General features: G+C 71.9%; 24 protein-coding genes. 13 read left to right on the top strand and 11 right to left on the bottom strand.

The window, feature by feature from the left end:
• Positions 1–9: 9 nt before the first annotated feature.
• On the top strand, positions 10–618 hold the full coding sequence (locus ACFS27_RS16435; RefSeq protein ID WP_377184941.1) for a TetR/AcrR family transcriptional regulator: 609 nt from the start codon (positions 10–12) through the stop codon (positions 616–618).
• Entirely contained in the window at positions 615–3,017 is a 2,403-nt protein-coding gene (secA2, locus tag ACFS27_RS16430; protein WP_377184939.1) for an accessory Sec system translocase SecA2, read from the top strand. Before ACFS27_RS16435 ends, secA2 begins: the two co-directional genes overlap by 4 nt.
• 468 nt (positions 3,018–3,485) lie before the next feature.
• On the opposite strand, the gene ACFS27_RS16425 is transcribed toward secA2, so the two are convergent.
• The 4 genes from ACFS27_RS16425 to ACFS27_RS16410 form a co-directional block, all read right to left on the bottom strand.
• Positions 3,486–3,989, bottom strand: coding sequence for a DUF2243 domain-containing protein (locus ACFS27_RS16425; protein WP_377184937.1), 504 nt, complete (start codon positions 3,987–3,989; stop codon positions 3,486–3,488).
• Positions 3,990–4,047: 58 nt separating this feature from the next.
• Positions 4,048–4,863, bottom strand: coding sequence for a cytochrome c oxidase assembly protein (locus ACFS27_RS16420; RefSeq protein WP_377184935.1), 816 nt, complete (start codon positions 4,861–4,863; stop codon positions 4,048–4,050).
• Between the two features lie 297 nt (positions 4,864–5,160).
• Positions 5,161–5,550, bottom strand: coding sequence for a DUF2255 family protein (locus ACFS27_RS16415; protein ID WP_377184933.1), 390 nt, complete (start codon positions 5,548–5,550; stop codon positions 5,161–5,163).
• Positions 5,547–5,972, bottom strand: a complete 426-nt coding sequence (locus tag ACFS27_RS16410; RefSeq protein WP_377184931.1) for a MarR family winged helix-turn-helix transcriptional regulator — start codon at positions 5,970–5,972, stop codon at positions 5,547–5,549. Before ACFS27_RS16410 ends, ACFS27_RS16415 begins: the two co-directional genes overlap by 4 nt.
• A gap of 135 nt (positions 5,973–6,107) precedes the next feature.
• Between ACFS27_RS16410 and ACFS27_RS16405 the strand changes: the two genes are divergently transcribed.
• From ACFS27_RS16405 to ACFS27_RS16395, 3 genes are all read left to right on the top strand, one after another.
• Entirely contained in the window at positions 6,108–7,034 is a 927-nt protein-coding gene (locus ACFS27_RS16405; protein WP_377184929.1) for an alpha/beta hydrolase, read from the top strand.
• Between the two features lie 13 nt (positions 7,035–7,047).
• On the top strand, positions 7,048–7,326 hold the full coding sequence (locus ACFS27_RS16400; RefSeq protein WP_377184927.1) for a transposase: 279 nt from the start codon (positions 7,048–7,050) through the stop codon (positions 7,324–7,326).
• Positions 7,327–7,413: 87 nt separating this feature from the next.
• A complete protein-coding gene (locus tag ACFS27_RS16395; protein ID WP_377184925.1) occupies positions 7,414–8,250 on the top strand; it encodes a hypothetical protein in 837 nt (278 codons plus the stop codon).
• 32 nt (positions 8,251–8,282) lie between these two features.
• On the opposite strand, the gene ACFS27_RS16390 is transcribed toward ACFS27_RS16395, so the two are convergent.
• Positions 8,283–8,513, bottom strand: coding sequence for a hypothetical protein (locus tag ACFS27_RS16390; RefSeq protein WP_377184923.1), 231 nt, complete (start codon positions 8,511–8,513; stop codon positions 8,283–8,285).
• Between the two features lie 83 nt (positions 8,514–8,596).
• On the opposite strand from ACFS27_RS16390, the gene ACFS27_RS16385 reads away from it, so the two are divergent.
• Positions 8,597–9,352 (top strand): alpha/beta fold hydrolase, encoded by a 756-nt coding sequence (locus ACFS27_RS16385; protein ID WP_377184921.1) that lies wholly within the window; start codon positions 8,597–8,599, stop codon positions 9,350–9,352.
• A gap of 38 nt (positions 9,353–9,390) precedes the next feature.
• Here the strand turns inward: ACFS27_RS16385 and ACFS27_RS16380 are convergent, their stop codons facing one another.
• Positions 9,391–9,915 carry a DUF1990 family protein gene (locus tag ACFS27_RS16380; protein ID WP_377184919.1) on the bottom strand — a complete coding sequence of 175 codons (525 nt, stop codon included), beginning with the start codon at positions 9,913–9,915 and terminating at the stop codon, positions 9,391–9,393.
• A gap of 52 nt (positions 9,916–9,967) precedes the next feature.
• Here ACFS27_RS16380 and ACFS27_RS16375 point away from each other — a divergent pair, with 52 nt between their 5' ends.
• Together ACFS27_RS16375 and ACFS27_RS16370 are read left to right on the top strand one after the other, a co-directional pair.
• The gene (locus ACFS27_RS16375) at positions 9,968–10,591 is read left to right on the top strand and encodes a hypothetical protein (RefSeq protein ID WP_377184917.1); all 624 of its coding nucleotides are present in this window, start codon (positions 9,968–9,970) and stop codon (positions 10,589–10,591) included.
• Positions 10,592–10,716: 125 nt separating this feature from the next.
• Positions 10,717–11,622, top strand: a complete 906-nt coding sequence (locus ACFS27_RS16370; protein WP_377184915.1) for an alpha/beta fold hydrolase — start codon at positions 10,717–10,719, stop codon at positions 11,620–11,622.
• Here ACFS27_RS16370 and ACFS27_RS16365 read toward each other — a convergent pair.
• Positions 11,591–12,838, bottom strand: a complete 1,248-nt coding sequence (locus tag ACFS27_RS16365) for a hypothetical protein (RefSeq protein WP_377184913.1) — start codon at positions 12,836–12,838, stop codon at positions 11,591–11,593. The two genes, ACFS27_RS16370 and ACFS27_RS16365, sit on opposite strands and share 32 nt — an antisense overlap.
• 210 nt (positions 12,839–13,048) lie before the next feature.
• Here ACFS27_RS16365 and ACFS27_RS16360 point away from each other — a divergent pair, with 210 nt between their 5' ends.
• Positions 13,049–14,062 (top strand): hypothetical protein, encoded by a 1,014-nt coding sequence (locus ACFS27_RS16360; protein ID WP_377184911.1) that lies wholly within the window; start codon positions 13,049–13,051, stop codon positions 14,060–14,062.
• Between the two features lie 182 nt (positions 14,063–14,244).
• Here ACFS27_RS16360 and ACFS27_RS16355 read toward each other — a convergent pair whose 3' ends face one another.
• Positions 14,245–15,153: a hypothetical protein gene (locus tag ACFS27_RS16355; protein WP_377184909.1), complete on the bottom strand. Its 909-nt coding sequence runs from the start codon at positions 15,151–15,153 to the stop codon at positions 14,245–14,247.
• Positions 15,154–15,180: 27 nt separating this feature from the next.
• Positions 15,181–16,260 carry a peptidoglycan recognition protein family protein gene (locus tag ACFS27_RS16350; RefSeq protein ID WP_377184907.1) on the bottom strand — a complete coding sequence of 360 codons (1,080 nt, stop codon included), beginning with the start codon at positions 16,258–16,260 and terminating at the stop codon, positions 15,181–15,183.
• Positions 16,261–16,402: 142 nt separating this feature from the next.
• Between ACFS27_RS16350 and ACFS27_RS16345 the strand changes: the two genes are divergently transcribed.
• Both ACFS27_RS16345 and ACFS27_RS16340 read left to right on the top strand, forming a co-directional pair.
• Entirely contained in the window at positions 16,403–16,753 is a 351-nt protein-coding gene (locus tag ACFS27_RS16345; protein ID WP_377184905.1) for a GntR family transcriptional regulator, read from the top strand.
• Positions 16,754–16,918: 165 nt separating this feature from the next.
• On the top strand, positions 16,919–17,716 hold the full coding sequence (locus tag ACFS27_RS16340; protein WP_377184903.1) for a DUF899 family protein: 798 nt from the start codon (positions 16,919–16,921) through the stop codon (positions 17,714–17,716).
• Positions 17,717–17,891: 175 nt separating this feature from the next.
• Here the strand turns inward: ACFS27_RS16340 and ACFS27_RS16335 are convergent, their stop codons facing one another.
• On the bottom strand, positions 17,892–18,815 hold the full coding sequence (locus ACFS27_RS16335) for a sigma-70 family RNA polymerase sigma factor (protein ID WP_377191067.1): 924 nt from the start codon (positions 18,813–18,815) through the stop codon (positions 17,892–17,894).
• A gap of 149 nt (positions 18,816–18,964) precedes the next feature.
• Here ACFS27_RS16335 and ACFS27_RS16330 point away from each other — a divergent pair, with 149 nt between their 5' ends.
• Entirely contained in the window at positions 18,965–19,777 is an 813-nt protein-coding gene (locus ACFS27_RS16330; protein ID WP_377184901.1) for an SDR family oxidoreductase, read from the top strand.
• Between the two features lie 87 nt (positions 19,778–19,864).
• A complete protein-coding gene (locus ACFS27_RS16325) occupies positions 19,865–20,287 on the top strand; it encodes a hypothetical protein (RefSeq protein ID WP_377184899.1) in 423 nt (140 codons plus the stop codon).
• Between the two features lie 62 nt (positions 20,288–20,349).
• On the opposite strand, the gene ACFS27_RS16320 is transcribed toward ACFS27_RS16325, so the two are convergent.
• Positions 20,350–21,297, bottom strand: coding sequence for a hypothetical protein (locus tag ACFS27_RS16320; protein ID WP_377184897.1), 948 nt, complete (start codon positions 21,295–21,297; stop codon positions 20,350–20,352).
• Positions 21,298–21,339 lie beyond the last annotated feature (42 nt).

Below are 21,339 nucleotides of genomic sequence, written 5' to 3'. Positions count from 1 at the left end.
GTTTGCCTCATGGTTGTCCGTCTGAGTCGAGCCGCCCAGCAGCAGCTCACTCACGAACGTCTGCTCGAAGCCGGAAGAGCCGTGTACCTGCGGCGGGGATTCCTAGCGGCGACCGTCGAGGAGATCGCCGAGGAGGCCGGCTACACGCGAGGCGCCGTCTACAAGCACTTCGGGGGCAAGGAAGGCCTGTGGCAGGCGATCACCGATGCCACGGCGGACGCGCACCTGACCCGGCTCTGCGCGGCGTTGAACGAAGCCGCGACGAGGGGGCAGCTGGTGGCGGCCCTGCTTCCGGACGTGAGGTCGGACGACGGGACCCGGTGGAGCCTTGCCGCCGTCGAGTACATCGCGGCGATCAACGGTCGGCCGGCCGACGCCGAGCGTGCCATGGCGGCCCAGCGGCGCAATGACGAGCTCGTGACGGCGGCCTTGGCCGGGTGCTGCACCAGGCTGGGCATCCGTCCGGTGATGCCGCTCCCCGATCTGGTCACCGTCCTGGCGTCTCTCGGTGGCAGCCTGACTCTCAGGAGCGCGATGGACCCCGACACGGACGTCGCGGCGATAGTGTCCGGGTTCATCGAGGCGATGTTCCCGGCTCCCGAAGAGTCCGGGCGATGACCATGCGGCTCCGGGACCGGTCGCTGGACGCGTTCTTGCGTTTTCTCACCCGCTCCGAGCGTGCGGAGGCAGAGAGGGTCGTCTCGCTCGTGGCGGCAGCCCGAACCCATGCGAGTCGGTTCGCTGCGTTGAGCGACGCCGAGATCGGCGCCGAGGCCGCCGGCTTTCGCCGGTCCTCGGGTCCGGCCTGCCCGGTGATGCGGGACGACGAGATTCCTCGCTGGTGTGCGCTCAACGTCGAGGCCGCGCAGCGTTCGCTGGGTCTGCGGCCGTTCGACGTGCAGTTGCTCGCCGCGGTCCGGATGCTTCGCGGGGACGTGATCGAGATGGCCACGGGAGAAGGCAAGACCCTGAGCGGTGCTCTCGCCGCTGCGGGCTACGTGCTCGCGGGCCGCACGGTACATGTGCTGTCGGTCAACGACTATCTGGCCCGGCGTGACGCGGAGTGGATGGAGCCCATGTACCGGTTGCTCGGGGTCTCCGTCGCGTGGGTCGGCACCGGTTCGTCTCCGGGCGCGCGCCGATCGGCGTACGCGGCAGATGTCACCTACGCGGCGGTGAGCGAGGTCGGGTTCGACGTGCTCCGTGACCGGCAGTGCACCCGCGGAGCTGATCTGGTCTCGCCGCGACGTGACGTCGCCCTGGTCGACGAGGCGGACTCCGTGATGGTGGACGAAGCCCGCGTCCCTCTCGTCCTGGCAGGCTCCGGTAGCTGGACGCCTGAGAGTGACACGACATTGCAGGCGGCTCGCGTCGTGGACGCGCTCGAATCCGGCCGGCACTTCGAGATCGACGGCGAATCGCGCAGTACCTGGCTCACATCGCTCGGCGAGACGTTCGTGGAGACCCAGCTCGGCGGCGTCGACCTCTACGGTGCGGACGACCGCACGGCTACGGCGATCAACCTCGCGCTGCACGCACGCGCGCTGCTCCACCGCGACGTGCACTACGTGGTTCGTGACGAGCGGGTCCAGCTCGTCGATCCGGGGCGTGGTCGGATCGCGACGCTCCAGCGCTGGCCGGACGGCCTTCAGGAGACCGTCGAGGCTAAGGAGGGGATCAGCGCCTCCGAGCACACCGAGATCATGGACTCGATCACCGTCCAGGGCCTGCTGAACCGCTATCGCAACCTGTGCGGGATGACCGGCACCGCACGGTCCGCCGCCGAACAGCTGCGGACCTTCTACAACGGCTGGGTGAGCATCGTCCCGCCGAACGTGCCGAGCAGGCGCGAGGACGAGCCGGACCGGGTCTACGCCACGCTCAAGACCAAGAACGACGCCATCGTGGCCGAGATCGAGCGGGCACATGCCACGGCGCGTCCCGTCCTGGTGGGCACGCTGGACGTCGCCGAGTCCGAAGAGCTCGCCGAATGCCTCGCGGATCGTGGGATCGACTGTGCAGTGCTCAACGCGAAGAACGACGCCGACGAGGCAGGATTCATCGCTCGTGCCGGCGAGCTGGGAGCGGTCACGATCTCGACCCAGATCGCAGGCCGAGGCACCGACATCCGGCTCGGCGGCCCTGACGGCCGTGACCGCGAAGTGGTCGCCGCGCTCGGCGGGCTGTACGTCATCGGAACCGGGCACCACCCGAGCTCCCGGCTGGACGACCAGCTGCGCGGCAGGGCGGGCAGGCAGGGAGACCCCGGCTCGTCGGTGTTCTTCACAAGTCTCGAGGACAAGCAGATGGTCGGCTTCGGCGACCCCGCCTCGATCGACGTCGAACCGGACATGGACGGCCGACTTCAGGGCATGGGCGTCATCCGCGCGATCGAGCACGCGCAACGCGTGGCGGAGGGCGCGAACCTGGCGATCCACGCGAACACCTGGCGCTACAGCCGCGTCATCGAGCACCAGCGCGGACTGGTCGACGAGATCCGCGAGCAGGTACTCCACCAGACCGAGGCGAGCGCCGTTCTCGCGCAGCGCTGCCCGGAACGGTTCCAGGAGCTCCGCGAGTCGGTTCCGGCGAAAGTCCTCGACGATGCGGCCCGCGTGATCATGCTCTATCACCTGGACCGCCGCTGGGCGGAGCATCTTGCCTTCCTCGCCGATCTCCGCGAGAGCATCCACCTCAACGTGCTCGCCGGGAAGGACCCTCTCGCAGAGTTCAACCGAACGGCAGGGCCCGCCTTCCAGGCGTACCTTGACGATGTGTATGACCGGTCGGCATCCACGTTCACCGGCTCCGCGATCACCGCGGACGGGCTCGACATGGATGCCGCCGACATGAACCGCCCGACCTCGACCTGGACCTACATGGTCCATGACAACCCGTTCGGATCAGCGCTGGACCGCATCATTCGTGGGCTTCACACGGCCCACAAGCGCCGCGTGACGGCGTGGCGCGACGCGCTGAGCCGCATCAACGCGACTCTCCGACACCGCCGTTCGTAACTCACCGCCTCTGCGATCGAAGATCGGCCGAGATTCTGGCCAGCCTTCCAACGTTCGCGCGCCGTCACGGTCTGCTGCGACGGCGCGCAGGCGCGGCGCCCGGATCAACCGTGACGGTGTAGCGCCCGGCAGCTTCGATGCTCATGCCGAATAGGTCGCACAAGGCCCGCACATCACCACCGTTGGCCTGCTCGGCGAGGATCCGATCCTCACGACGGGCTTGGGCGCGCAATGTCGTCTACGAACCGGGGAGCGGTCGCCGACCTGCAAGCAAGCCCCCAACTGGCACGACTCCCTCGGGCCCAACTCGCGGCAATAGAGGCAAACTCTCCGAAGTTCCCGTGATTTCTCACCGTTCTGCGCGGAACTTGAGCGCAGTCGCCTGCCAGGTGTCCTGTGCACGCTCAGGTTCGCCAGACCCGAGCCTTCCACAGCATGCAGGGTCCCGACATTTGCCATGTCCCTCGGTCACCTTTGCGCAGTTGCCTCGGTTCGGGCGGTCGTGCGGTTGCTGCGCCGGGTGAGCGCGATGGTCCAGATGATGCCGGCGAGGAGCAGGGCACCGCCGGCGGTGTTCCAGGCGATGTCGTACGGCAGGACCTCGACGCCGTAGCGGATCTGGTGCAGTCGCAGGAGCTTGTGGTCGATGATGCCGTCCCACAGCTGGAACATTCCGAGGCCGACGAGGAACCCGGTCCAGGCTGCGGCGGCCCAGAAGGTGCGTCGTCGTCGCGCGTCGAGCATGAGGAAGAACCCGAAGGCGAAGAAGAGCAGCTCACCGGCGTGCAGCAGTCCGTCCGAGACCAGCGCGATGTCTGGTGTGGCGTTGTCGTAGAAGTGGTGCCAGGCGAGGATCTGGTGGAACACGATCTCGTCGATGGCAGCCATCGTCGCGATCCCGAGCAGGAATGCTGCCCAGTACGACCGGTTTCGCAACGGTGAAGGCGCCGTACGGTTCGAATCACCCCTCATGGTGGTCCTCCCTCCGCCAGCCCGATCCGTCCGGGCGGGCGATTGCTCGATCTTGCCTTCACGGCTGTGCCACTGCTGTTGTCGGCGCAGTGGGCAGTTGTCGTCCGGTGACGCGGTACCACTGTGCGCACAACAGCCAGATCAGCACAAAGTCGACCAGGTCGCCCCCGTAGAACATCAGCTGCGCGCCCGTGTGTGCGTCCGCGGTGGTGACGTCCGGCGGCGGATAGGCGTAGAGCAGCTTCGCCAGCACACCGTGCGCGGCCAGCGATACCACCAGCACGACCGCGCGCAGGACGAACCCGGTGCGGTGCGGAGACGGGTCGACCGGCACCAAGGAAACGGTGTACAGGTACCCGGCGAGCAGGAAGTGCACCATCACCAGCACGTGCACCAGCATCCCCTGCTGCATGAGCCCATACAGGGGGCCGCGGTAGAGGACACACAGGCCACCCACGTTCAACAGCGCTGCCACGACCGGATTGGTCAACACTCGCCCGACCGGGCAGTGCAGCACCCGACTCAGCACCCGCGCCGGCTTCACGTCCATGACCCGCAGTGCCAGCGTGACGGGAGCGGCCAGCACCAGCAGCAGCGGCGCCACCATCCCCACCACCAGGTGCGCCCCCATGTGTGCCGTGAAGCTGTCGTGGGCAGCCGTCGCGAGCGGACCGACGAATCCCGCCGCAGCGGCCATCACACCGAGCACCCACATCAAGCTGCGGTACCACGGCCAGGTGCGCCCCTGACGGATGTCGCTGGCCACTGCGGCCAGGTAGACACCTGCGGCCAGCAGGAACGGCACGAGGAAGACCCACTCCACTGTGGCCCCGCTCGTGCTCCCGCCATGCAGGTGCTCGTCAACACCGATCACCACAGGCGCCCCCTAAAGGCCGAGGGACCATCGTTGCTCCGCGGGAAGCCACTCGCCATCAGCGAGGTCGACCAGCTCACCGCGCACCCCCTCCCGCGCGACCACCGCCCACCTCGCGGATTCCTGTCCGTCATGGCTGGATGGCGCTAGGGCCTGTTTCGGAACTGGTTACCGCTGTGTGATCCCGTTCAGGTCGTCGGTGGCGATGGTGGGGTCGGCGACGACTACCCAGTCGCCGATCGCGGCGACCTTCACGGTGGGCTCGCCCGGACCTCGGAGGTGTCGATGTGCCGCCGCTCAGGCCAGCGGGACCACCCGGAGGTTCGCCTCGCGCACCGGTCGGCTGGTCATCCGGCGGACGCCCGAGTCGTCGCCGTATCGGGAGCGCAGCGCCCGGTCGATGTCGGCCACGCGTCCGCCGTCGGGCATGAACGCCACAGGGATGCGGTGGCCGTCCACCTCGATCTCGCCCAGCCCCGACGCGACCGCTGCCAGGTACCAGGTGCCGTCCGGGCCGTTGAGCGAGCGGACGAACTCGTCCTGGCCGAGGCGGACGTGCCCGATCGTCACGAAGGGGCGGAGCGTCCCGTCCGTACGCGCGGGTGCGACGTGGATGAGCGCCGCCCGGTCGAGCAGGTCCAGCTCGGCCGCGCTCCAGGGCCGGGTCTCCGGCAGGTCGTTCGTCATGAGGTCTCCATGGTCGGGTCCAGGAGGGCGAGCAGGATGCGTTGCAGCTCCTCGCGGTCACGCCCCGCGATGCGGTCCAGCCTGCGATCGAACTCCCGCGCGAGCGCCACCAGCGCACGGTCCCGGGCCGCCTCGCCCTCCCCGGTGAGCACCAGCCGGTGCCGCCGCAGGTCAGCGTCGTCGATCTCGCGGTGCAGGAACCCCTTGGCCACCAGGTTGCGGACGTAGACCGTCACGCTCGCCTTGGGGATCACCAGCGTCGTGGCCAGTTCCGCAGGGTAGGGCGAGTCTGCTACCTCGGCGAGCACGAAGAACTCCTTCGCCTCCAGGCCGAGCTCGGCGAGCTCGTCGCCGCAGGCATCCAGCACGACAGTCAGCAGGCGGTGGTTCAGCTTCCAGAGCTGTGCGGCATCGACGGACACGCGAGCCCCTTTCCTTCTCGTTCCCTCTGATGGTCAGTCCTGTGATGGGTCAGTCCTGGACTAGTTCGATACTGTACTAGTAACGTTGTCGAACTAGCTAGTTGTCGAACTACCCTAGGCGAAAGGTGTCAGCAGGTGCTTCAGCACATCACGATCCCTCGCGGGCCGATCCGGCTCGCGGCCGACCTCTACCTGCCCGACGACGCAGCACCCGCCGCCGGCGAGCCCACGCCGCTGCGCGCCGTGGTGCTCTCGACACCAGGCAGCAGCGTCAAGGAGCAGATCGGCGCGAACTACGCCGTACGCCTGGCCGCCCGGGGCATCGCAGCGCTCGTGTTCGACCCCGCCCACCAGGGCCAGAGCGGCGGCGAGCCCCGTGACCTGGAGGACCCGTACCGGCGCGGCGAGGACATCTCCTACGCGATCGACACACTGAGCACCTTCCCTGGCATCGACCCGGGCCGCATCGGTGTGCTCGGCATCTGCGCCGGCGGAGGCTACGCGGTGCACACCGCCCGAACCGACCACCGCATCAAGGCGGTCGGCACCGTGGTAGCGGGCAACATGGGCAGCTCGTTCCGCAGCTTCCAGCCGGACGGCACCGTAGCGGCACTTGACGCCCTCGCCGAGGCCCGCATCGAAGAGGCCCGCACAGGCGAGCTGAACCGCCAGAAGTGGCTGCCGGACACCCTGGAGGAGGCCGCCGCGGCCGGCGCCACCGACATCGACACGACGCAGGCGATCACGTACTACCGCACCGGGCGGGGCGGCAACGAGCACTCGACGAACCGTCGCCTGTCCCGCGGCGACTCGTTGCTCCTGGGCTACGACGCCTTCCACATGGTCGACCAGCTCATGACCCAGCCGCTCCAGGTCATCCTCGCCGGACGCAAGGGCAACACCCGCTCCTACGAGGCCGGCATGAAGCTGTGGGAGATGTCGCCCAACCCGGTCGACCTCATGGTTGTCGAGGGCGCCGGCCACTACGAGATGTACGACGTGCCCGAGTACGTCGACGCGGCGGCGGACCAGCTGGCCACCTTTTACACCGAGTACCTGTAGGGCACACGAGGCCGTGGCGGGGCCGACGACCGGCGCGGGGTGCTCGTGGCGGGACGCCCCGCAGGACCGGTACGGGTCCTGGATGTCGGTCGATCGGCGGTTCCGGGACTGGCAGCGCAACGGTTCGTGCGCGCTGCTGGCTGACCGGTTGCGGACCCTGGCGGACGGGGGCCGGGCTGATCGAGTGGGACCTGAACGTGGACTTCACGGTCGTCGCCGATCCCGACCACCGCCGCTGACCCGTTCCAAAACACGCCCTCGTCACCTTCCCGGACTTCGGTTGCACCAATGACCACAGAAGACGAAGCATCGACACAGGTAGAACGCCACTCCAGCCGAGGTAGTCGACGTACAACGGGCAGAGCAGTACGTTTCCCCCATGAGCAGTGACAGCGACGCGCCTCCGACCGAGGGCGGCGAGAAGACTGAGCGGATGGACCGCCTCCGGGCTCTGTTGACCAAGCCCATCAAGATTCCCGAGTCCGCGTCGAGCGACAACGAGGACGCCGACTACGCCGCACCCGTGGCAGCCGCCGCGGCACCCAAGGGGGCCAAGCCGCCGATGACAGCCGAGGGAACGACGCCCAAGGGCGCCAAGACCCCGGTCGAGACCCCGCCGGCCGTGAAAGCGGCGGCCGAGGCGCTCGACCGTCTCAGCGACGAGGAGAAGGAGGCGGTCGTCGACGGCGCAGGGCAGGCGGGCAGGCCGAGCCGGTCACGCCGCACGTGGGCCGACGCCTACCTCGCCAAGCCCGACAAGCCCCTGACCCCGGAAGAGGTGCGCGCAGAGCTCACCGTCACACTCAAGGAGCAGGGCACCGAGCTGCGCGAGCTCGTCGCCAAGCAGGGTGCCGCACAGGAGAAGGCGCAGGAGCAGGCGCTCACGCAGGCCATCGAGCAGGTACGGGAGCAGGCCTCGGCGGACCTCGCCGCGTCGGCCGAGCAGACCGCTGCCGCGGCACGCCAGGAGGCGGAGCGGCTGCAGGGGCGGATCGACGAGCTCACCTCGACGACCGGCACGCTCCGCACCGACCTCGACGCGGCCCGCGCCGTCGCCGTGGCGGCCCAGGCCGCCGCCGACTCTGCCACGACGGCAGCATCAGCAGCCCGCGAGGCCGCGGACGCCGCCGCCAAGAAGGCGGCCACCGCCACCACGTTCGCCTGGGCCGGCATCGCGCTGGCGCTGGTGGCCGCGGTGCTCGCCGTCGTGATGTGACGACACGGTGACGAGCACGGCAGGAGCCTCGCTCAGCTCGGATCGTCGAGGTCGGCACCGGCGCGCAGCACGAAACGCCGGCGCCTCGGCCTGCCGTGGCGGTGACCTCCGTAGTACGTGGGCGGCTCCCCTACCGGCGCGTACGTGACCCGAGGGCCGGTGAACAGCTCGTCGACCAGCGTCGCCAACGCTGCGTCGACCGACGACCCCAGCGCCTGCGTGCCGGAACCGCCCGACTCCTGACCCTTCGCTGATTCGTACATGTGTTCGACTCTACCCCGTCGCCCACACTGGAGTCCACCGAATGCGTTGGCCACCGTTCCGTCGCGCCGGTTACCGTCGGCGCATGATCCTCAGCCATGACACAACGGGGTCGGGCCCCGCCGTCCTGCTCCTGCACGCAGGCGTCGCCGATTCCCGGATGTGGGCCGCGCAGCGGGCCCCCCTTGCCGAGGCGCACCGCGTGATCCGGTGCGACCTGCGGGGCTACGGCGACACCCCGCTGACCAGCGAGCCGTTCGACAACGCCGGCGACGTGAAGGCTCTGCTCAGCTCCTTGGGCGAGCGCCCCGTCGCGATCGTCGGTGCGTCGTCGGGTGGGAACGTGGCACTCCAGATCGCCTCCGAGTGGCCGGACCTCGTGTCGCACCTCGTCCTGCTGAACTCCGCCTTCGCCCTGCCCGCCACCCGCTCCCTGCAGCGGTTCGCCCGGCGCGAGGACGCGCTGCTCGATGCGGGCGACATCGACGGCGCGACGGAGCTCAACGTGGCCACGTGGCTCGGACCGGACGCCGACGACGACGCCCGCGAGCTGCTGCGCACCATGCAGCGCCACGCGTTCCAGGTCCAGCTCGGTGCCGGGGACGACATCCACCAGAACGCCGGTCCGGACATCGACCTGGGGGCCGTCACGGCCCACACCCTGATCGTCTCCGGCGGCCAGGACCTCGACCACTTCCGCGCGGTCGCGAACCACCTCGCCGGGCACATCCCCGGTGCCAAGCACACCCAGCTCGGCTGGGCCGGCCACCTGCCGAACCTCGAGCGCCCCGACGAGATCACGAAGCTGGTCACGGACTTCCTGGCCGAGTTCCCCGGCTAACAGCTCCCCGGCCGGCAGTTCTGGGCCGGCAGCCGAGATCAGGCACCGGCGCTGCTCAGATAGCCGCGCGTGACCCGGTCCTGGACCCGGTGGGCGATCAGCGGCAGGATCCGGGAGCCCCAGAAGTCGTGCCGGGCCACGGCGTGGATCTCGAAGACGACCCGGTCGCCGTCACGCACCACCCGGAACGACTCCACGCCGGTCTCCGGGTGGTGCGGCAGCGCGGCGTAGGTGAAGCCGGCCACGTCGGGCTCCCGGACGACGTCGACCACCCGGCACGGGGCCGCGAACCAGAACGGGCCCGCGCGCACCGCCTGCACCACGGTCACGCCCTGCGCAGCGGGCCCGGTCGGTTCGATGGCCAGCCCGGCACCCCGGTGGATACGCCAGCCGAACAGCGCGTCCGCCGTGGCGGGGACGGACGCGCCCGGGCCGAGCACCACCCGCTCCCGCAGCACGCGAGCCCTCGCAGGCGGCGCGTCGAGCCAGCCGAGGTCCGCCGTCGGGCGCTCGGCGAGCGAACGTTCCAGCAGGCGCGCGAGGTCAGGTCGGGTCAGCTGCACCGCCAGAGCCTATCGGCCGGCCCCGACGCCGTTGCCTGTACCTTTCTCACCCATGGCGACCGAACACGACCCGAGCGCACTCGACGCCCCGATCCAACCCGGCGGTGTCCCCAGGCACGCCTCCGCCAAGGAGCGCAAGAGCCGCGGTATCAAGCCCTTCCTGTCGGACCTCAAGGCCGAGGTCCAGAACCAGTTCTCGCGCGCCGACGCCGCGGAGCGGCCCAGCGAAGCACCGGAGCACCCGACCCAGGTCGTCTACGCCGCACCCCAGGCACCCCAGCTCACGGCCGGCCCGCAGGCGCCCGCACCACCCCCGCCCGTCGACGACGGCGCCGCACTGGCCTCTGCCGCCCTTGCGGCCGCCGACCACGCGGGGGCCGCCGCCGATGCCGCGCGCACCGAGGCGGCAGCCGCCCGCGCCGACGCCGGCGCGGCTCGCACCGAAGCGGCAGCGGCCCGTGCCGACGCCGTCACCGCGCAGGCCACCGCCGGCCGGGCCGACGCGCGCCTCCAGGCCGTCCGGGCCGAGATCGAGGCGGCTCACCAGGAGTTCGGGGCCCTGCGCGCCGAGGTCGACGCGGTGCGCGAGCGCGCACGGCAGCACGTCCTGATCGCGTGGATCGGCGCGGGCGTTGCCGCGCTGCTCGCCGTCGCCGCCCTGGTCCTGCCTCTCTGACGCCCCGCCTCGTTGAGTGCTGGCCATCTGTTGGCCCCGCGTACCGGCAGACTGCCCGCACTCGACCAGGTCCTGGATCAGCGGACGGGCCGATGAGTTCGCGTCGGCCGCGGCGTCGGACCTCCATGACCGAGACTCTGCTCGACGTACCGGGCGCACAGCTGTGCGCAGAGACCTTCGGCGATCCGGCCGACCCGGCCATCCTCCTGATCGGCGGGATCACGAGCGCCATGGACTGGTGGCACGACGACTTCTGCCAGGCGCTGGCCGCCGGCGAGTCCCCTCGTGGGCACGGACGCTTCGTCGTCCGCTACGACCACCGTGACACCGGGCGGTCCCGGACCGACCCGCCCGGGGCGCCGTCGTACACGGGGGACGATCTGGCGCGCGACCCGGTGCGCCTGCTCGACGCGCTGGGGGTCGGGCGTGCGCACCTCGTCGGGGTGTCGATGGGTGGCGGGATCGCGCAGCAGACGGCGATCGAGCACCCGGACCGCGTGGCGTCGCTGACGCTGATGTCGACGAGCCCGCTCACAGGCGGGGCGCCGGAGAGCGGCACCGACTCGGACGCTCTGGTCCTGCCCGGTCCCGCCCCAGAGGTGCTGGCCCTGTTCGACAGCCCGCCACCGGACCCCGACTGGGGCGACCCGGACGCCGTCGTGCGGCACCTGGTCGAGGGCGAGCGGGCGTTCGCGGGGCCCGGCTACGATGCGGCGGCCACGCTGACGACGGCCCGCCGCGTCGCCGCGCGATCCATCGACCCTGCCGCCGCGGCCAACCACTTCCTGGTCGAGAGCAGCCCGCTGCGCGGCACGCTCGCCGACGTCGTCGCGCCCACCCTCGTGCTGCACGGCGAGGACGACCCGCTGTTCCCGCCGGAGCACGGCGCCGCGCTGGCCGAGGCCGTCCGGGGCGCGCGGCTGGTGCTGCTCGCCGGGGTCGGGCACCAGTACCCGCCGCGGATCGCGTGGGGCGTGGTGGTGCCGGAGATCCTCGCGCTCACCGCGCCGGGCGGTGCTCCTCGAACCTGACGGGGAGCGTCTGGGGCACCGACGACCACAGCGTCCCCGTAGCGCGCAGCGACTCCGGCGGGACGGTCAGGGCGACGCCGCCCAGGCGCCGCAGCGCGGCCCCGACGGCCACCTGCGCGATCACGGTGGCCGGGCGGCGCGCGGGGCAGGCGTGCGGTCCGGCGCCCCACGTGAGGTAGGACAGGTTGCCGGACTCGAGCCAGATGTCGTCGCCGGACGCGCGCGACTCCGCGCTCGCGCCCATGATTCCTGGCACCACGGCGTCGCCCGCCCAGATCTTGCGGCCGCCGAGCGTCGTGTCCGCCAGGGCGAAGCGCGGTCCGGTGTTGGTAGCGGGCGGCGCCGAGCCGAGCGCGGCCTCCAGGGTGTCCGACGCCGACAGCCGCCCACCGGAGCGGCCGTCGAACCGGGGGTCGGTGAGCCGCAGCCGCAGCGCCTGCGTGATCCAGGCGACCTCGAACTCGCTGCCGAGGATGAGGGTCGCCGAGACGGCGCTCTGCGCGTCCACGTCGGTGGGCCGGCTGGGGTGACGCAGGATCGCGGAGGTCAGGTCGTCCGACGGGTCGGCCCTGCGGCTGGCGATCAGGTCGGCGATGAGGCTCCGCTGCGCGTTGAGCGCCTCGCCCCCGGCCGCGCCCTTGGCCTGGAACACCCGCTGGGCGTGGCTCAGCATGGCGCGCGCCTGGTCGGCCTCGAGCCCGAAGATCGTGGACATCACCAGGAGCGGCACGGCCCGGGCGTAGTCGCCCACGAGGTCGGCCTCACCCTTGGCCAGCACCCGGTCCAGCGCGAGGGCGCACCACTGCTCGACGATCGCGGCGAGCCGGTGCTCGTCGATGCTCTCGAACGCGTCGTCGATGAGGCGGCGCAGGTGCCGGTGCCGTACCCCGTCCACGTAGTAGATGCCGTCGCGCGGGGCCAGGACCCCGCCCACGCCGCTGTCCGCACGCACGGTGCCGTCGGCGAGCAGGCCCCAGTTGCGCGAGTCCCGCGCGTACAGGCTCTCGTTGCGGAGCACCGTGACGAGCTCGCGGTGCCCCAGCACCAGCCAGGCCGGGACGCCGGGCTCCAGGAGCACGGGTGCGACGTTGCCCCACCGGGCACGCAGCCGTTCGTACACGCGCGCGGGATCGGCGCTGGTGGTGGTCTCGGTGAGCGGGGTGAGGTCGTCCAGGTCGACCAGGCGCTCCGACTGGGTGGTCGTCGTGACTGTCATGGCTCCCCGGGGTTCTGCGCGCGACCAGGTCGCGCGCCGCGTTGTTTAGGCGGAATGTACCGCATGTCCCATGCGAGGTAATGAATCCCGGTACGGGTGAACCGGACAAATCGTCACGCGCCTGCCATCCGGTCGTCGCCCAGCGGTCATGCAGCGGGTGAAGTCTTGCCCCGACGACCACCGTGCCCGACCGACCGGAACGAGGAAGACATGCCTGGACCCGCACGAGCACTGAAGCTGGCAGTGGGCACGACGGTGGCCTCGGTCGCCCTCGGCATCACGGCGGCAGGAACCGCCGTCGCCGACCCGGCGGCGGTCGCCGGACAGGGGGCCGCGGCGAGCGACGCCGACGTGGCCCAGCGCTGGGCACCCATCCACTACCAGGACGTGGACCAGACCGGCACCAACGCCCTGGGTGGCCGCTCGGACTACATCGCGGCCTACGACTTCGACGGCGACCTCGACGGCCGGAACAACTGGGACAACACCGGTCACCATGCACTGGCTGCCACCGCCTACTACTCGGTGCTGGAGACCGGCACCCACTGGTTCGTCACCTACATGTTCTTCCACCCCCGGGACTGGTCCGACTCGATCTTCGACACGGAGCACGAGAACGACGCCGAGGGTGTGCTGGTCGCCGTCCAGAAGGACGGTTCGACCTACGGCGTCCTGCGCGCCGCCGTCACCGTGGCGCACACCGACTTCTTCTCGTACACGCCGTCGGGCAGCACGTGGGGCGCGGGCGCCGAGAACATCGACGGCACGCTACAGCTCGCCACCAGCCCGCACGACGGGCTGGCCCACCCGGTCACCGCACAGGAGGCCAAGGGACACGGCCTCAAGGCCCGCCCGGGCTACGACATCCGGGGAGACGGCGTCGTCTACTACCCGGCGGGCCGCGCCGAGGTTCCCGAGCACCCGGACGACCGCGACGTCTCCTACCGCCTGGTCGACGTCCACACTCCCGGCGGGCTCTGGGAGCAGCGCGCGAACACCCAGCTGTTCGCGGGCCACGGCACGTTCGCGGGCGACCGCTCGGGTGGCTGCGGCAACGGCGGGATCTCGTGCGGCCAGAACTCCGCGAACGCCCCGTGGGGCTGGGACGACGGCGACGACGGCCCCGGCCGGGGTGCCCTCGCCACCGATCCGGCGGGCCTCGTCGCGAGCTACTTCCGCGTCCCGGAGCCCCTGGACCGCACGTACGTGCACAACCCGTACTGAGGCCGGCCGGGGCCGGCCCGTGTGGTCGGTAGGACGTCAGGTGATCGGTAACCCCGGGTTGCCGATCACCTGACGTCCTACCGACCGCACGACCTCCCCATCGCCCGGCGGCTCAGCCTCGACCTGAGGTCGAGGGTTGGCCCAAGGTTCAAGGTGAGGTTGAGGGTGAGAGCGCGGCAGCCTCAGGCCAGCCGGGCGCTCACCACGAGCTCCTGGCCCACGTCCAGCCGTACGTCCGCCAGCCGCACGCCGGCCGGCAGCTTCTCGGCGAGATCGATGTCCCGGCTCGTCGCCGCGTCGACCCGGCCGCGGATGGTCCCCAGCAGCGCCGCCACGAGCGGGTTGCCGCTCGCGAGCTGCACGTCGCGGACCGCGAGCACCATGTTCGCGTCCACGCTGACCGACGCCGTCGCCTGCACCCGGGCCGACAGGAACATGCCCTTCTTGATCGCTGCGTCGACCCGGAGCGTGGCCGCTCGGGGGCCCTTCGAGACCAGGTCCACGTCCAGGCCCGTCAAGGTGATGCCCTGCTGGGCCAGGACGACGGTCAGCAGCCCGCGTGCCGTCGCGACCAGGCCGGCCTTGTCGACGGCGACGCGGGCGTGCCCGGAGACCGGGTGCTCCTCCGTCGGCTCCACCGGCAGGATGCCGACGCGGCCGTCGGAGCCCTCGACCCAGTCGAACCGCAGACCCTCGAGCTCGGCGGTGACGTCGACGGGCAGGTCCACCGCGACGATCCGGTGCGCGTCCACGCGCAGCCGGCGCAGCGTCCCGGGCTCGCGCCGGACGATCTCGGGGTTCCACCGCTTGCGGGAGTCGGCCGAGGCCGCCGCGCCGTCCGTGCGCACGACGACACCGGACAGGTCGACGTCCGCCGACGCGACGGAGGCACCGTCGAGCACCGTGGTGATCGACGCCCGGTCCAGGCCCGCGGCCGAGCCGCCGAGCTCGTCCGCGAGCGCCGTCCGGATGCGGTCGGCCAGGTCGGCACCGTCGGTGGGTCGGGGCGCTGCCCCTAGCGGGATGGGGTCTGGGGTGCGGCGCTCGGCCGGCGGGTGGTCGGGTACGGGGCGCGGGGCGGCGTCGGTCATGGACGCGAGACTAACCCGCCCCTGCGCTCAGACCCGCCCGTCGTTCAGGCGCCGCTGCAGCGCCATGACCGCACGCGACTCCCGGGAGATCACGCCGTCGACCGGTGTGCCGAGGTGCCCCTGGAGGGCGCGGATCGTCTGCGGGCCGATCTTGCCGTCCCGCTGTCCGGGGTCCATCCCGATCCGGGCCTGCAGGGCGGCGATCACGCGGGAGCCGTCGGCGTCGGAGACCCACTGCCAGCCGGTCGTCAGGCCGGGGTTCCTGTCCCGCCAGTACACGCTCTGCGACGAGACGACGCCGTCGACCGTTGTACCGAGCTCCTGCTGCAGCCTGCGGGTGGTGGACGAGCCCCAGAAGCCGTCCACGACCAGGCCGCCGGGCTCCCCCGGGCTCGGCGGGGTGGAGCCCGATCCAGTGCGGATGTCGTCGATGCGCGCGTACAGGTGCCGGCCGGGGCACGCGGTCTGCGAGACGTCACGGTGCCCGCGCAACGGAGCGCCCTGCGTCCACCACCGGTCCTTGCCCTCGCGGTAGATGGCGGCGGCCGTCGAGATCTGGGCCGCGGTCGGCGTGTTCGTCTCGTAGTTGCCCGCGAAGCAGATGGACCGCGAGGTGCTGTTGCGCCCGCCGGTGTGAGTACCGCGGCGGTTCCAGCTCACGCCCTGGTAGGCCCTGCCGGACGGGAAGATGACCACGTTGTAGGAGATGCCGGTGCCGAACCGCGACTGCCCGACGCTCTCCAGCGCCCGCATCTGCTCGGCCTCCGCCGCGATGCTCGCGTCGGTGGACAGCTGGGCCGTGACCGAGTGGTGCACGAAGACCTCGACCGCCGGTCCGGTCAGCGTCAGGTCGCCGTCGGGGTGACGGGCGCCCCAGGAGCTTCGCGGCGCGATGCTCGGTGCGGCCTGGGTCTCGACCTCGGGCGCGGCCGTCGGTTCGCCGACCGGCGCCGCCGTCGGTTCGCCGTCGGACGGCGTCTGGCCGCCGGTCTCGCTCACTGTCCCGTCCACTTCCCCGGTTGCCGTATCACCCTGCGGTTCGTCGTCCGCCGCCAGTACCTCCAGCACGATCCCCGTGTCGTCCTTGATCTCGTACGGCTCAGCCATGGTGCCCCCCATGTTCCAGAAATGTCCTACATGTCTACCATTGTGCGTGGGCCAAGGCGACCCCTTCCGGAGAACCTCCGGCGAGCAGTACCGGCCGCCGCCCGTCGTTCGCGTGAGCCTCCGTACTTGTACTGTTGCTGGCGTGATCAGCATCGACGCCGACTCCCCCGTCCCGCCGTTCGAGCAGGTGCGCACGACGCTCGCCCAGCAGATGGCGGACCGGACGCTCCCGGTCGGCACCCGGCTGCCGACGGTGCGAGCGCTGGCCGCGGAGCTCGGCATCGCGGTCAACACCGTGGCCCGCGCGTACCGGGAGCTGGAGGCGGCGGGGCTGGTCGAGACCCGCGGCCGGGCCGGCACCTTCGTGAGCGCGGCCGGCGACCAGCGGCTCTCCCTCGCCCAGGGCGCGGCCGCCACGTACGCCGACACGGTCCGCGCGCTCGGCATCGGCCGGGCCGAGGCGCTGGAGATCGTCTCGGCGGCGCTGCGGTAGTGTCCACCCGCCTTCGCGCTCGCGGGGCACCCCGGTCGATCTGCGCAGGGCTCGTTCGTCGTAGTGGTAGGCGTCCGACCGATGACCTTTCGTCCGGCCGGTCGTCAGTACTCCAGGGAGAGCCTTGCCCTCCGAGAGAACCTGCGAGCGAACGAGGAGCACACCATGACCACAACGCACGAGAGCCACACCGACCGGTCCGAGACGGCCGCCGTCCCGCCCGTCGTCGACCGGGAGGCGTGGCAGGCCGCTCGCGACGAGCTGCTGGTGCGCGAGAAGGCGCACACGCACGAGGGGGACGCGATCGCCGCGGCCCGACGCCGGCTGCCCATGACCGAGGTGGACGGGACGGTCACCGTCGTGGGACCGGACGGGCCGACGACGCTGCTCGACCTGTTCGAGGGCCGTGAGGAGCTGGTCGTCTACAAGCACATGTGGCACCTGGGCGAGCCGTTCGAGCACCAGTGCGAGGGCTGCACCCTGACCTACTGGGCCGTGCAGGATCCCGCCTACCTCAACGCGCGCGGCGTCTCGTTCGCCGTGTTCGCGAAGGCGCCCTACGAGGACCTCGCGCCGTTCGTCGAGTTCATGGGGTACCCCCAGCACTGGCACTCGGTGTTCGACACGGAGGACGAGGTCGTGGGCGGCGGCGAGTTCGGCACCTGGGTGTGCTTCTTGCGCCAGGGTGACCGGGTGTTCCTCACCAACTCCGTCACGGGCCGCGGGGCCGAGGCGACCATGCCGGCGCTCGCGCTGCTCGACATGACGGTGCGCGGCCGCAAGGAGGCCTGGCAGGACAGTCCGGAAGGCTGGCCGGAGGGCAAGGCCCCCGGGTGGTTCTGGCGCACGGACGAGGACGGTGTCGGGAACGGCGGGAACGGCGGGATCGGCGGCCGCCCGGCCGTCCAGTGGAGCCGCCCTGGCGCGACCCCGGTGGCACCGGGCGAGCGCCACCGCCACTGACACCGACGCTCGCCGGTGCGCGCCAGCGGCCAACCCGCCGCTCGCGGCGGAGAGCGCCGAGGTCCGCATGGCCGGGCTCGTCGAGCGGATCCGGGAGGTCTCGCCGCGCACCGACGTCGTGCTCCCGCAGTACCGCACGCCGCTGCAGCTGCTGTGAGGCCGGAGCAGGACGGTGTCACGCCGAGCCGGGCCCGCCGCTGCCGTGCCGACCCCCGGCCCGGTCCCCTGGCAGGACGCCCGAGAGGTCGAGGCCCACCAGGCGGGCTGGGTCCGAGAGCACGTCGATCGCCACGATCCGCCCGCCCGCCACGACGAACGCCAGCACGGACACCGCCCGGCCGTCGACCAGCACGAGCGCTCCGGCGGCCCCGTTGACGAGCACCGGGCGCACGAACGGGGCCAGCTTCGAGTACATGGGCGCGCTCGAGGCGACGCCGTGCGCCCCGGTGATGACGGTCGGCCGGCCGTGCGCGCCCTCCGCCCGCAGCACCACGTCCGGGTGCAGGACGGCGACCAGCCGGTCGAGGTCGCCGTCCCGTGCGGCGGCGAAGAACGCGTCCACCACCGCGCGCTGACGGGGGACGTCGGGGTCGGGCGCCGTCGTGGAGCCCCGGACGCGGCGTCGGGCGCGGCTCGCCAGCTGACGCGTGGCCTCGGGCGTACGCTCGATCATCGGCGCGATGTCCGCGAACGGCACGCCGAACGTGTCGTGCAGAACGAAGGCCAGCCGCTCGGCGGGCGCCAGCTGCTCGAGCACCACGAGCAAGGCCAGGCCCACCGAGTCGGCGAGCACCGCCTCGGTCTCCGGGTCGGCACCGGACTCGGGGGTGACCAGCGGGTCGGGGACCCGGACGTCCAGCGGCACCTCGCCGCGGGTTCCCCTGGACCGCAGCATGTTGAGACAAACGCGCGACACGACGGTCGTCAGCCAGCCCCCGAGGTTCTCGACGGTCCCGGTGTCGGCGCGCTCTACCCGTAGCCAGGCGTCCTGGACCGCGTCGTCCGCCTCGCTGAGCGAGCCGAGCATCCGGTAGGCGACCGCGCGCAGGTGCGGCCGGTGCTCCTCGAAGCCGTCCCGCCACCACGTCTGCTCGTCCATCGCTGTCACGTTCCTCCTTCGTCGCGTGTCATGCCAGTGAAGACCCGACACCGCTCGTCACGGTCACGACCCGCTGACCCGTTGACCCGTTGACCCGCGAGTGACGCCCTATGTGACCAGGAGCCCAGTCTCCTGCAGAAGGAGGAACCATGACCGCAACCATTCTCGTCACCGGCGGGACCGGCACGCTCGGCCGCCACGTCGTACCGCTGCTGCGGGCGGCGGGCCGGGACGTCCGCGTCCTGAGCCGCACACCGCACGCCTCGCGGCCCGGCGTCGAGCACGTCGCCGCCGACCTGAGCACGGGTGCCGGCGTCGTCGCCGCCGTGACCGGGGTGGACACGATCATCCACCTGGCGGGCAGCAACAAGGGCGACGGGGACAAGACCCGCACCCTCGTCGAGGCGGCCCGCGCCGCGGGCTCCCCGCACCTGGTGTACATCTCGGTGGTCGGCGCCGACCGGGTGCCCGTGACCAGCGGCGTAGACCGGGCGGCGTTCGGGTACATCGCCGAGAAGCGGGCCGCCGAGCTCGTCGTGGAGCAGTCAGGGCTGCCGTGGACGACGCTGCGCGCCACCCAGTTCCACGACCTCGTGCTGACGCTGGTCGAGGCCCTGTCAAAGCTGCCGGTCGCGCCGTCGTTCAGCGGGTACCGGATCCAGCCGATCGAGGCCGCCGAGGTGGCCGACCGGCTCGTCGAGCTCGCGCTGGCCGAACCGTCCGGCCTGGCGCCCGACCTGGGCGGCCCCCATGTCTACGAGATGCGCGACCTGCTGCGCTCGTATCTCGACGCGGCGGGCCGACGCCGTCCGATCCTGTCGATCCGGCAGCCCGGCGGCGCCGCCAGGGCCCTGCGGGAAGGCGCGGGCACGGCACCGGACCGGGCGGTCGGCCTGCGTACCTGGGAGGAGTTCCTGGCCGACCGGGTGGGCGTCGCGGGCCGTGCCGCGAGCAGTCGGTAGTTCGTCAGGTGATCGGCACCCCGGGAGTGCCGACCACCTGACGAACTACCGACCATCCGATCCCGGCCTCCCTGCGAGACTGCCAACATGCGCGACGATCAGTGGGCTCGGGAGCGGGCCGAGGCGGTCCGCCTGCAGGGCGAGCGGCTGCAGGCGCGCCAGGACGCCGAGCACACCCGCGCCGAGGCCCTGCTGCGCGAGTTCGTGACCGCCGCTCGCACCGCGGGCCTCGCGCCCGTTCCGCTGCAGGTCCAGGGGTACGGCGGCCGCGGCACCGCACGCACGCCGCTCGAGGGCTGGTACCTGCGCGTCGACCGCACCGCCGGCGTCAGCACCGACGGCGACTTCTACGTGCTCACCGCCCCGATCGGCCTGCTCGACCGGGTGCGCGGGATCCGGCCCGAGCCACGCCGTCCGCCGTTGCTGCTCGGCGCGGGCGGCAAGGACGGCGACTCCGTCCCGCTGGTCGACGCCCTCGAACGCCTGCTGCCGGGCTGGAACGCCGGCTGAGCCGCAGCTGGTTCCGGCCGCGCCGCCCCGACGAGGGCGGCGGGGACACCTCCCGCAGCGTCTCAGCCGCCCGTCAGCAGCCGCTCGCGCCGGTCGTCCAGGTCTGCGAGCCGCGCCTCCAGTGCCGTCGCCCGCTCGGTCGCGCTCTCGTGCACGTGCCCGACGGCGCCCAGCGCCTCGCGCACCCGGTCGCGGGCCTCGCTGATGCGGTTCATGACCGTCCAGTCACTGAAGATGTCGTCGAGCCAGACGTCGAACGACCCGACCAGGTCGTTGACCTCGATCCCGCCCACGCCGTCGCGGCCCAGGTCGCCGAGCTCCCGCGAGAGCGCGCGCAGCGACTCGTCGGCGGTCCGCATCAGGCCGACGGCCTGGTCCATCTTCTGGCGCTTCATCATGTCGGCGTAGAAGCCACCGCCGAACGTGTCGTAGGTGGCCCAGCTGCCGGCGCTGTCCAGGTGGTGCCACGCGCCGGCCAGCGCGCTGCTGGCGCTCCCGGCCGCGCCGAGCACCTCCCGCAGCTCGGTCAGCTCCCCGCGCCCGGTGCCGACCTCGGTCGCCAGCCGGCCGAGCTCCGCCGCGCCGTCGGCTCCTGCGGCGACCACCCACGCCTCCTTCGCGGCCAGCGCGGCGGCCCGCCGCGCGGCGACGTCGCCGAGACCGTCGAGGGCTGCTCGGACCGCTGAGCGCTCCCGCTCGGCGCTCCGCACGGCGGCCTGCGCCGCCGCCGCCTTGTACTCGGCTGCCCGGTGCTCGGCCCGCTCGGCCTCGAGCCGCTCGTCCCGGTTGCCGCGCATGGTCGCCCAGATCAGGGTGGGGCTGAAGTCCTCGAGCTTCTGCACGTCCGCCGCCTCGCCCGCGAGCGCCTCCGTGGCCCGCGCGAGCTGGGCCTCGGCGGCGGCGAGGGCCGACTGCGCCGTACCGAGCCGCCCGGTGAGCCGCGCGTGCTCGAACGCCGCCTCCTGGGCCGCCTCGAGCTCCGCCTGGGCCTGCTGTGCCTCCTGTGCCATGCGGGTCAGAGTATGGCCCGGCTGTCCGGTGCGGTACGAAAA

The sequence above is a fragment of the Promicromonospora vindobonensis genome, from assembly GCF_042685865.1.
Taxonomy (GTDB): domain Bacteria; phylum Actinomycetota; class Actinomycetes; order Actinomycetales; family Cellulomonadaceae; genus Promicromonospora; species Promicromonospora vindobonensis.
This window is presented reverse-complemented; position numbering and strand designations above follow the sequence as displayed.

Coding starts and splice junctions, on each gene's coding strand:
- ACFS27_RS16435 (WP_377184941.1), top strand. CDS start 10: ATGGTTGTCCGTCTGAGTCGAGCCGCCCAGCAGCAGCTCACTCACGAA.
- secA2 (WP_377184939.1), top strand. CDS start 615: ATGACCATGCGGCTCCGGGACCGGTCGCTGGACGCGTTCTTGCGTTTT.
- ACFS27_RS16425 (WP_377184937.1), bottom strand. CDS start 3,989: ATGAGGGGTGATTCGAACCGTACGGCGCCTTCACCGTTGCGAAACCGG.
- ACFS27_RS16415 (WP_377184933.1), bottom strand. CDS start 5,550: ATGACGAACGACCTGCCGGAGACCCGGCCCTGGAGCGCGGCCGAGCTG.
- ACFS27_RS16395 (WP_377184925.1), top strand. CDS start 7,414: ATGAGCAGTGACAGCGACGCGCCTCCGACCGAGGGCGGCGAGAAGACT.
- ACFS27_RS16390 (WP_377184923.1), bottom strand. CDS start 8,513: ATGTACGAATCAGCGAAGGGTCAGGAGTCGGGCGGTTCCGGCACGCAG.
- ACFS27_RS16385 (WP_377184921.1), top strand. CDS start 8,597: ATGATCCTCAGCCATGACACAACGGGGTCGGGCCCCGCCGTCCTGCTC.
- ACFS27_RS16375 (WP_377184917.1), top strand. CDS start 9,968: ATGGCGACCGAACACGACCCGAGCGCACTCGACGCCCCGATCCAACCC.
- ACFS27_RS16370 (WP_377184915.1), top strand. CDS start 10,717: ATGACCGAGACTCTGCTCGACGTACCGGGCGCACAGCTGTGCGCAGAG.
- ACFS27_RS16365 (WP_377184913.1), bottom strand. CDS start 12,838: ATGACAGTCACGACGACCACCCAGTCGGAGCGCCTGGTCGACCTGGAC.
- ACFS27_RS16360 (WP_377184911.1), top strand. CDS start 13,049: ATGCCTGGACCCGCACGAGCACTGAAGCTGGCAGTGGGCACGACGGTG.
- ACFS27_RS16355 (WP_377184909.1), bottom strand. CDS start 15,153: ATGACCGACGCCGCCCCGCGCCCCGTACCCGACCACCCGCCGGCCGAG.
- ACFS27_RS16350 (WP_377184907.1), bottom strand. CDS start 16,260: ATGGCTGAGCCGTACGAGATCAAGGACGACACGGGGATCGTGCTGGAG.
- ACFS27_RS16340 (WP_377184903.1), top strand. CDS start 16,919: ATGACCACAACGCACGAGAGCCACACCGACCGGTCCGAGACGGCCGCC.
- ACFS27_RS16335 (WP_377191067.1), bottom strand. CDS start 18,815: ATGGACGAGCAGACGTGGTGGCGGGACGGCTTCGAGGAGCACCGGCCG.
- ACFS27_RS16330 (WP_377184901.1), top strand. CDS start 18,965: ATGACCGCAACCATTCTCGTCACCGGCGGGACCGGCACGCTCGGCCGC.
- ACFS27_RS16325 (WP_377184899.1), top strand. CDS start 19,865: ATGCGCGACGATCAGTGGGCTCGGGAGCGGGCCGAGGCGGTCCGCCTG.
- ACFS27_RS16320 (WP_377184897.1), bottom strand. CDS start 21,297: ATGGCACAGGAGGCACAGCAGGCCCAGGCGGAGCTCGAGGCGGCCCAG.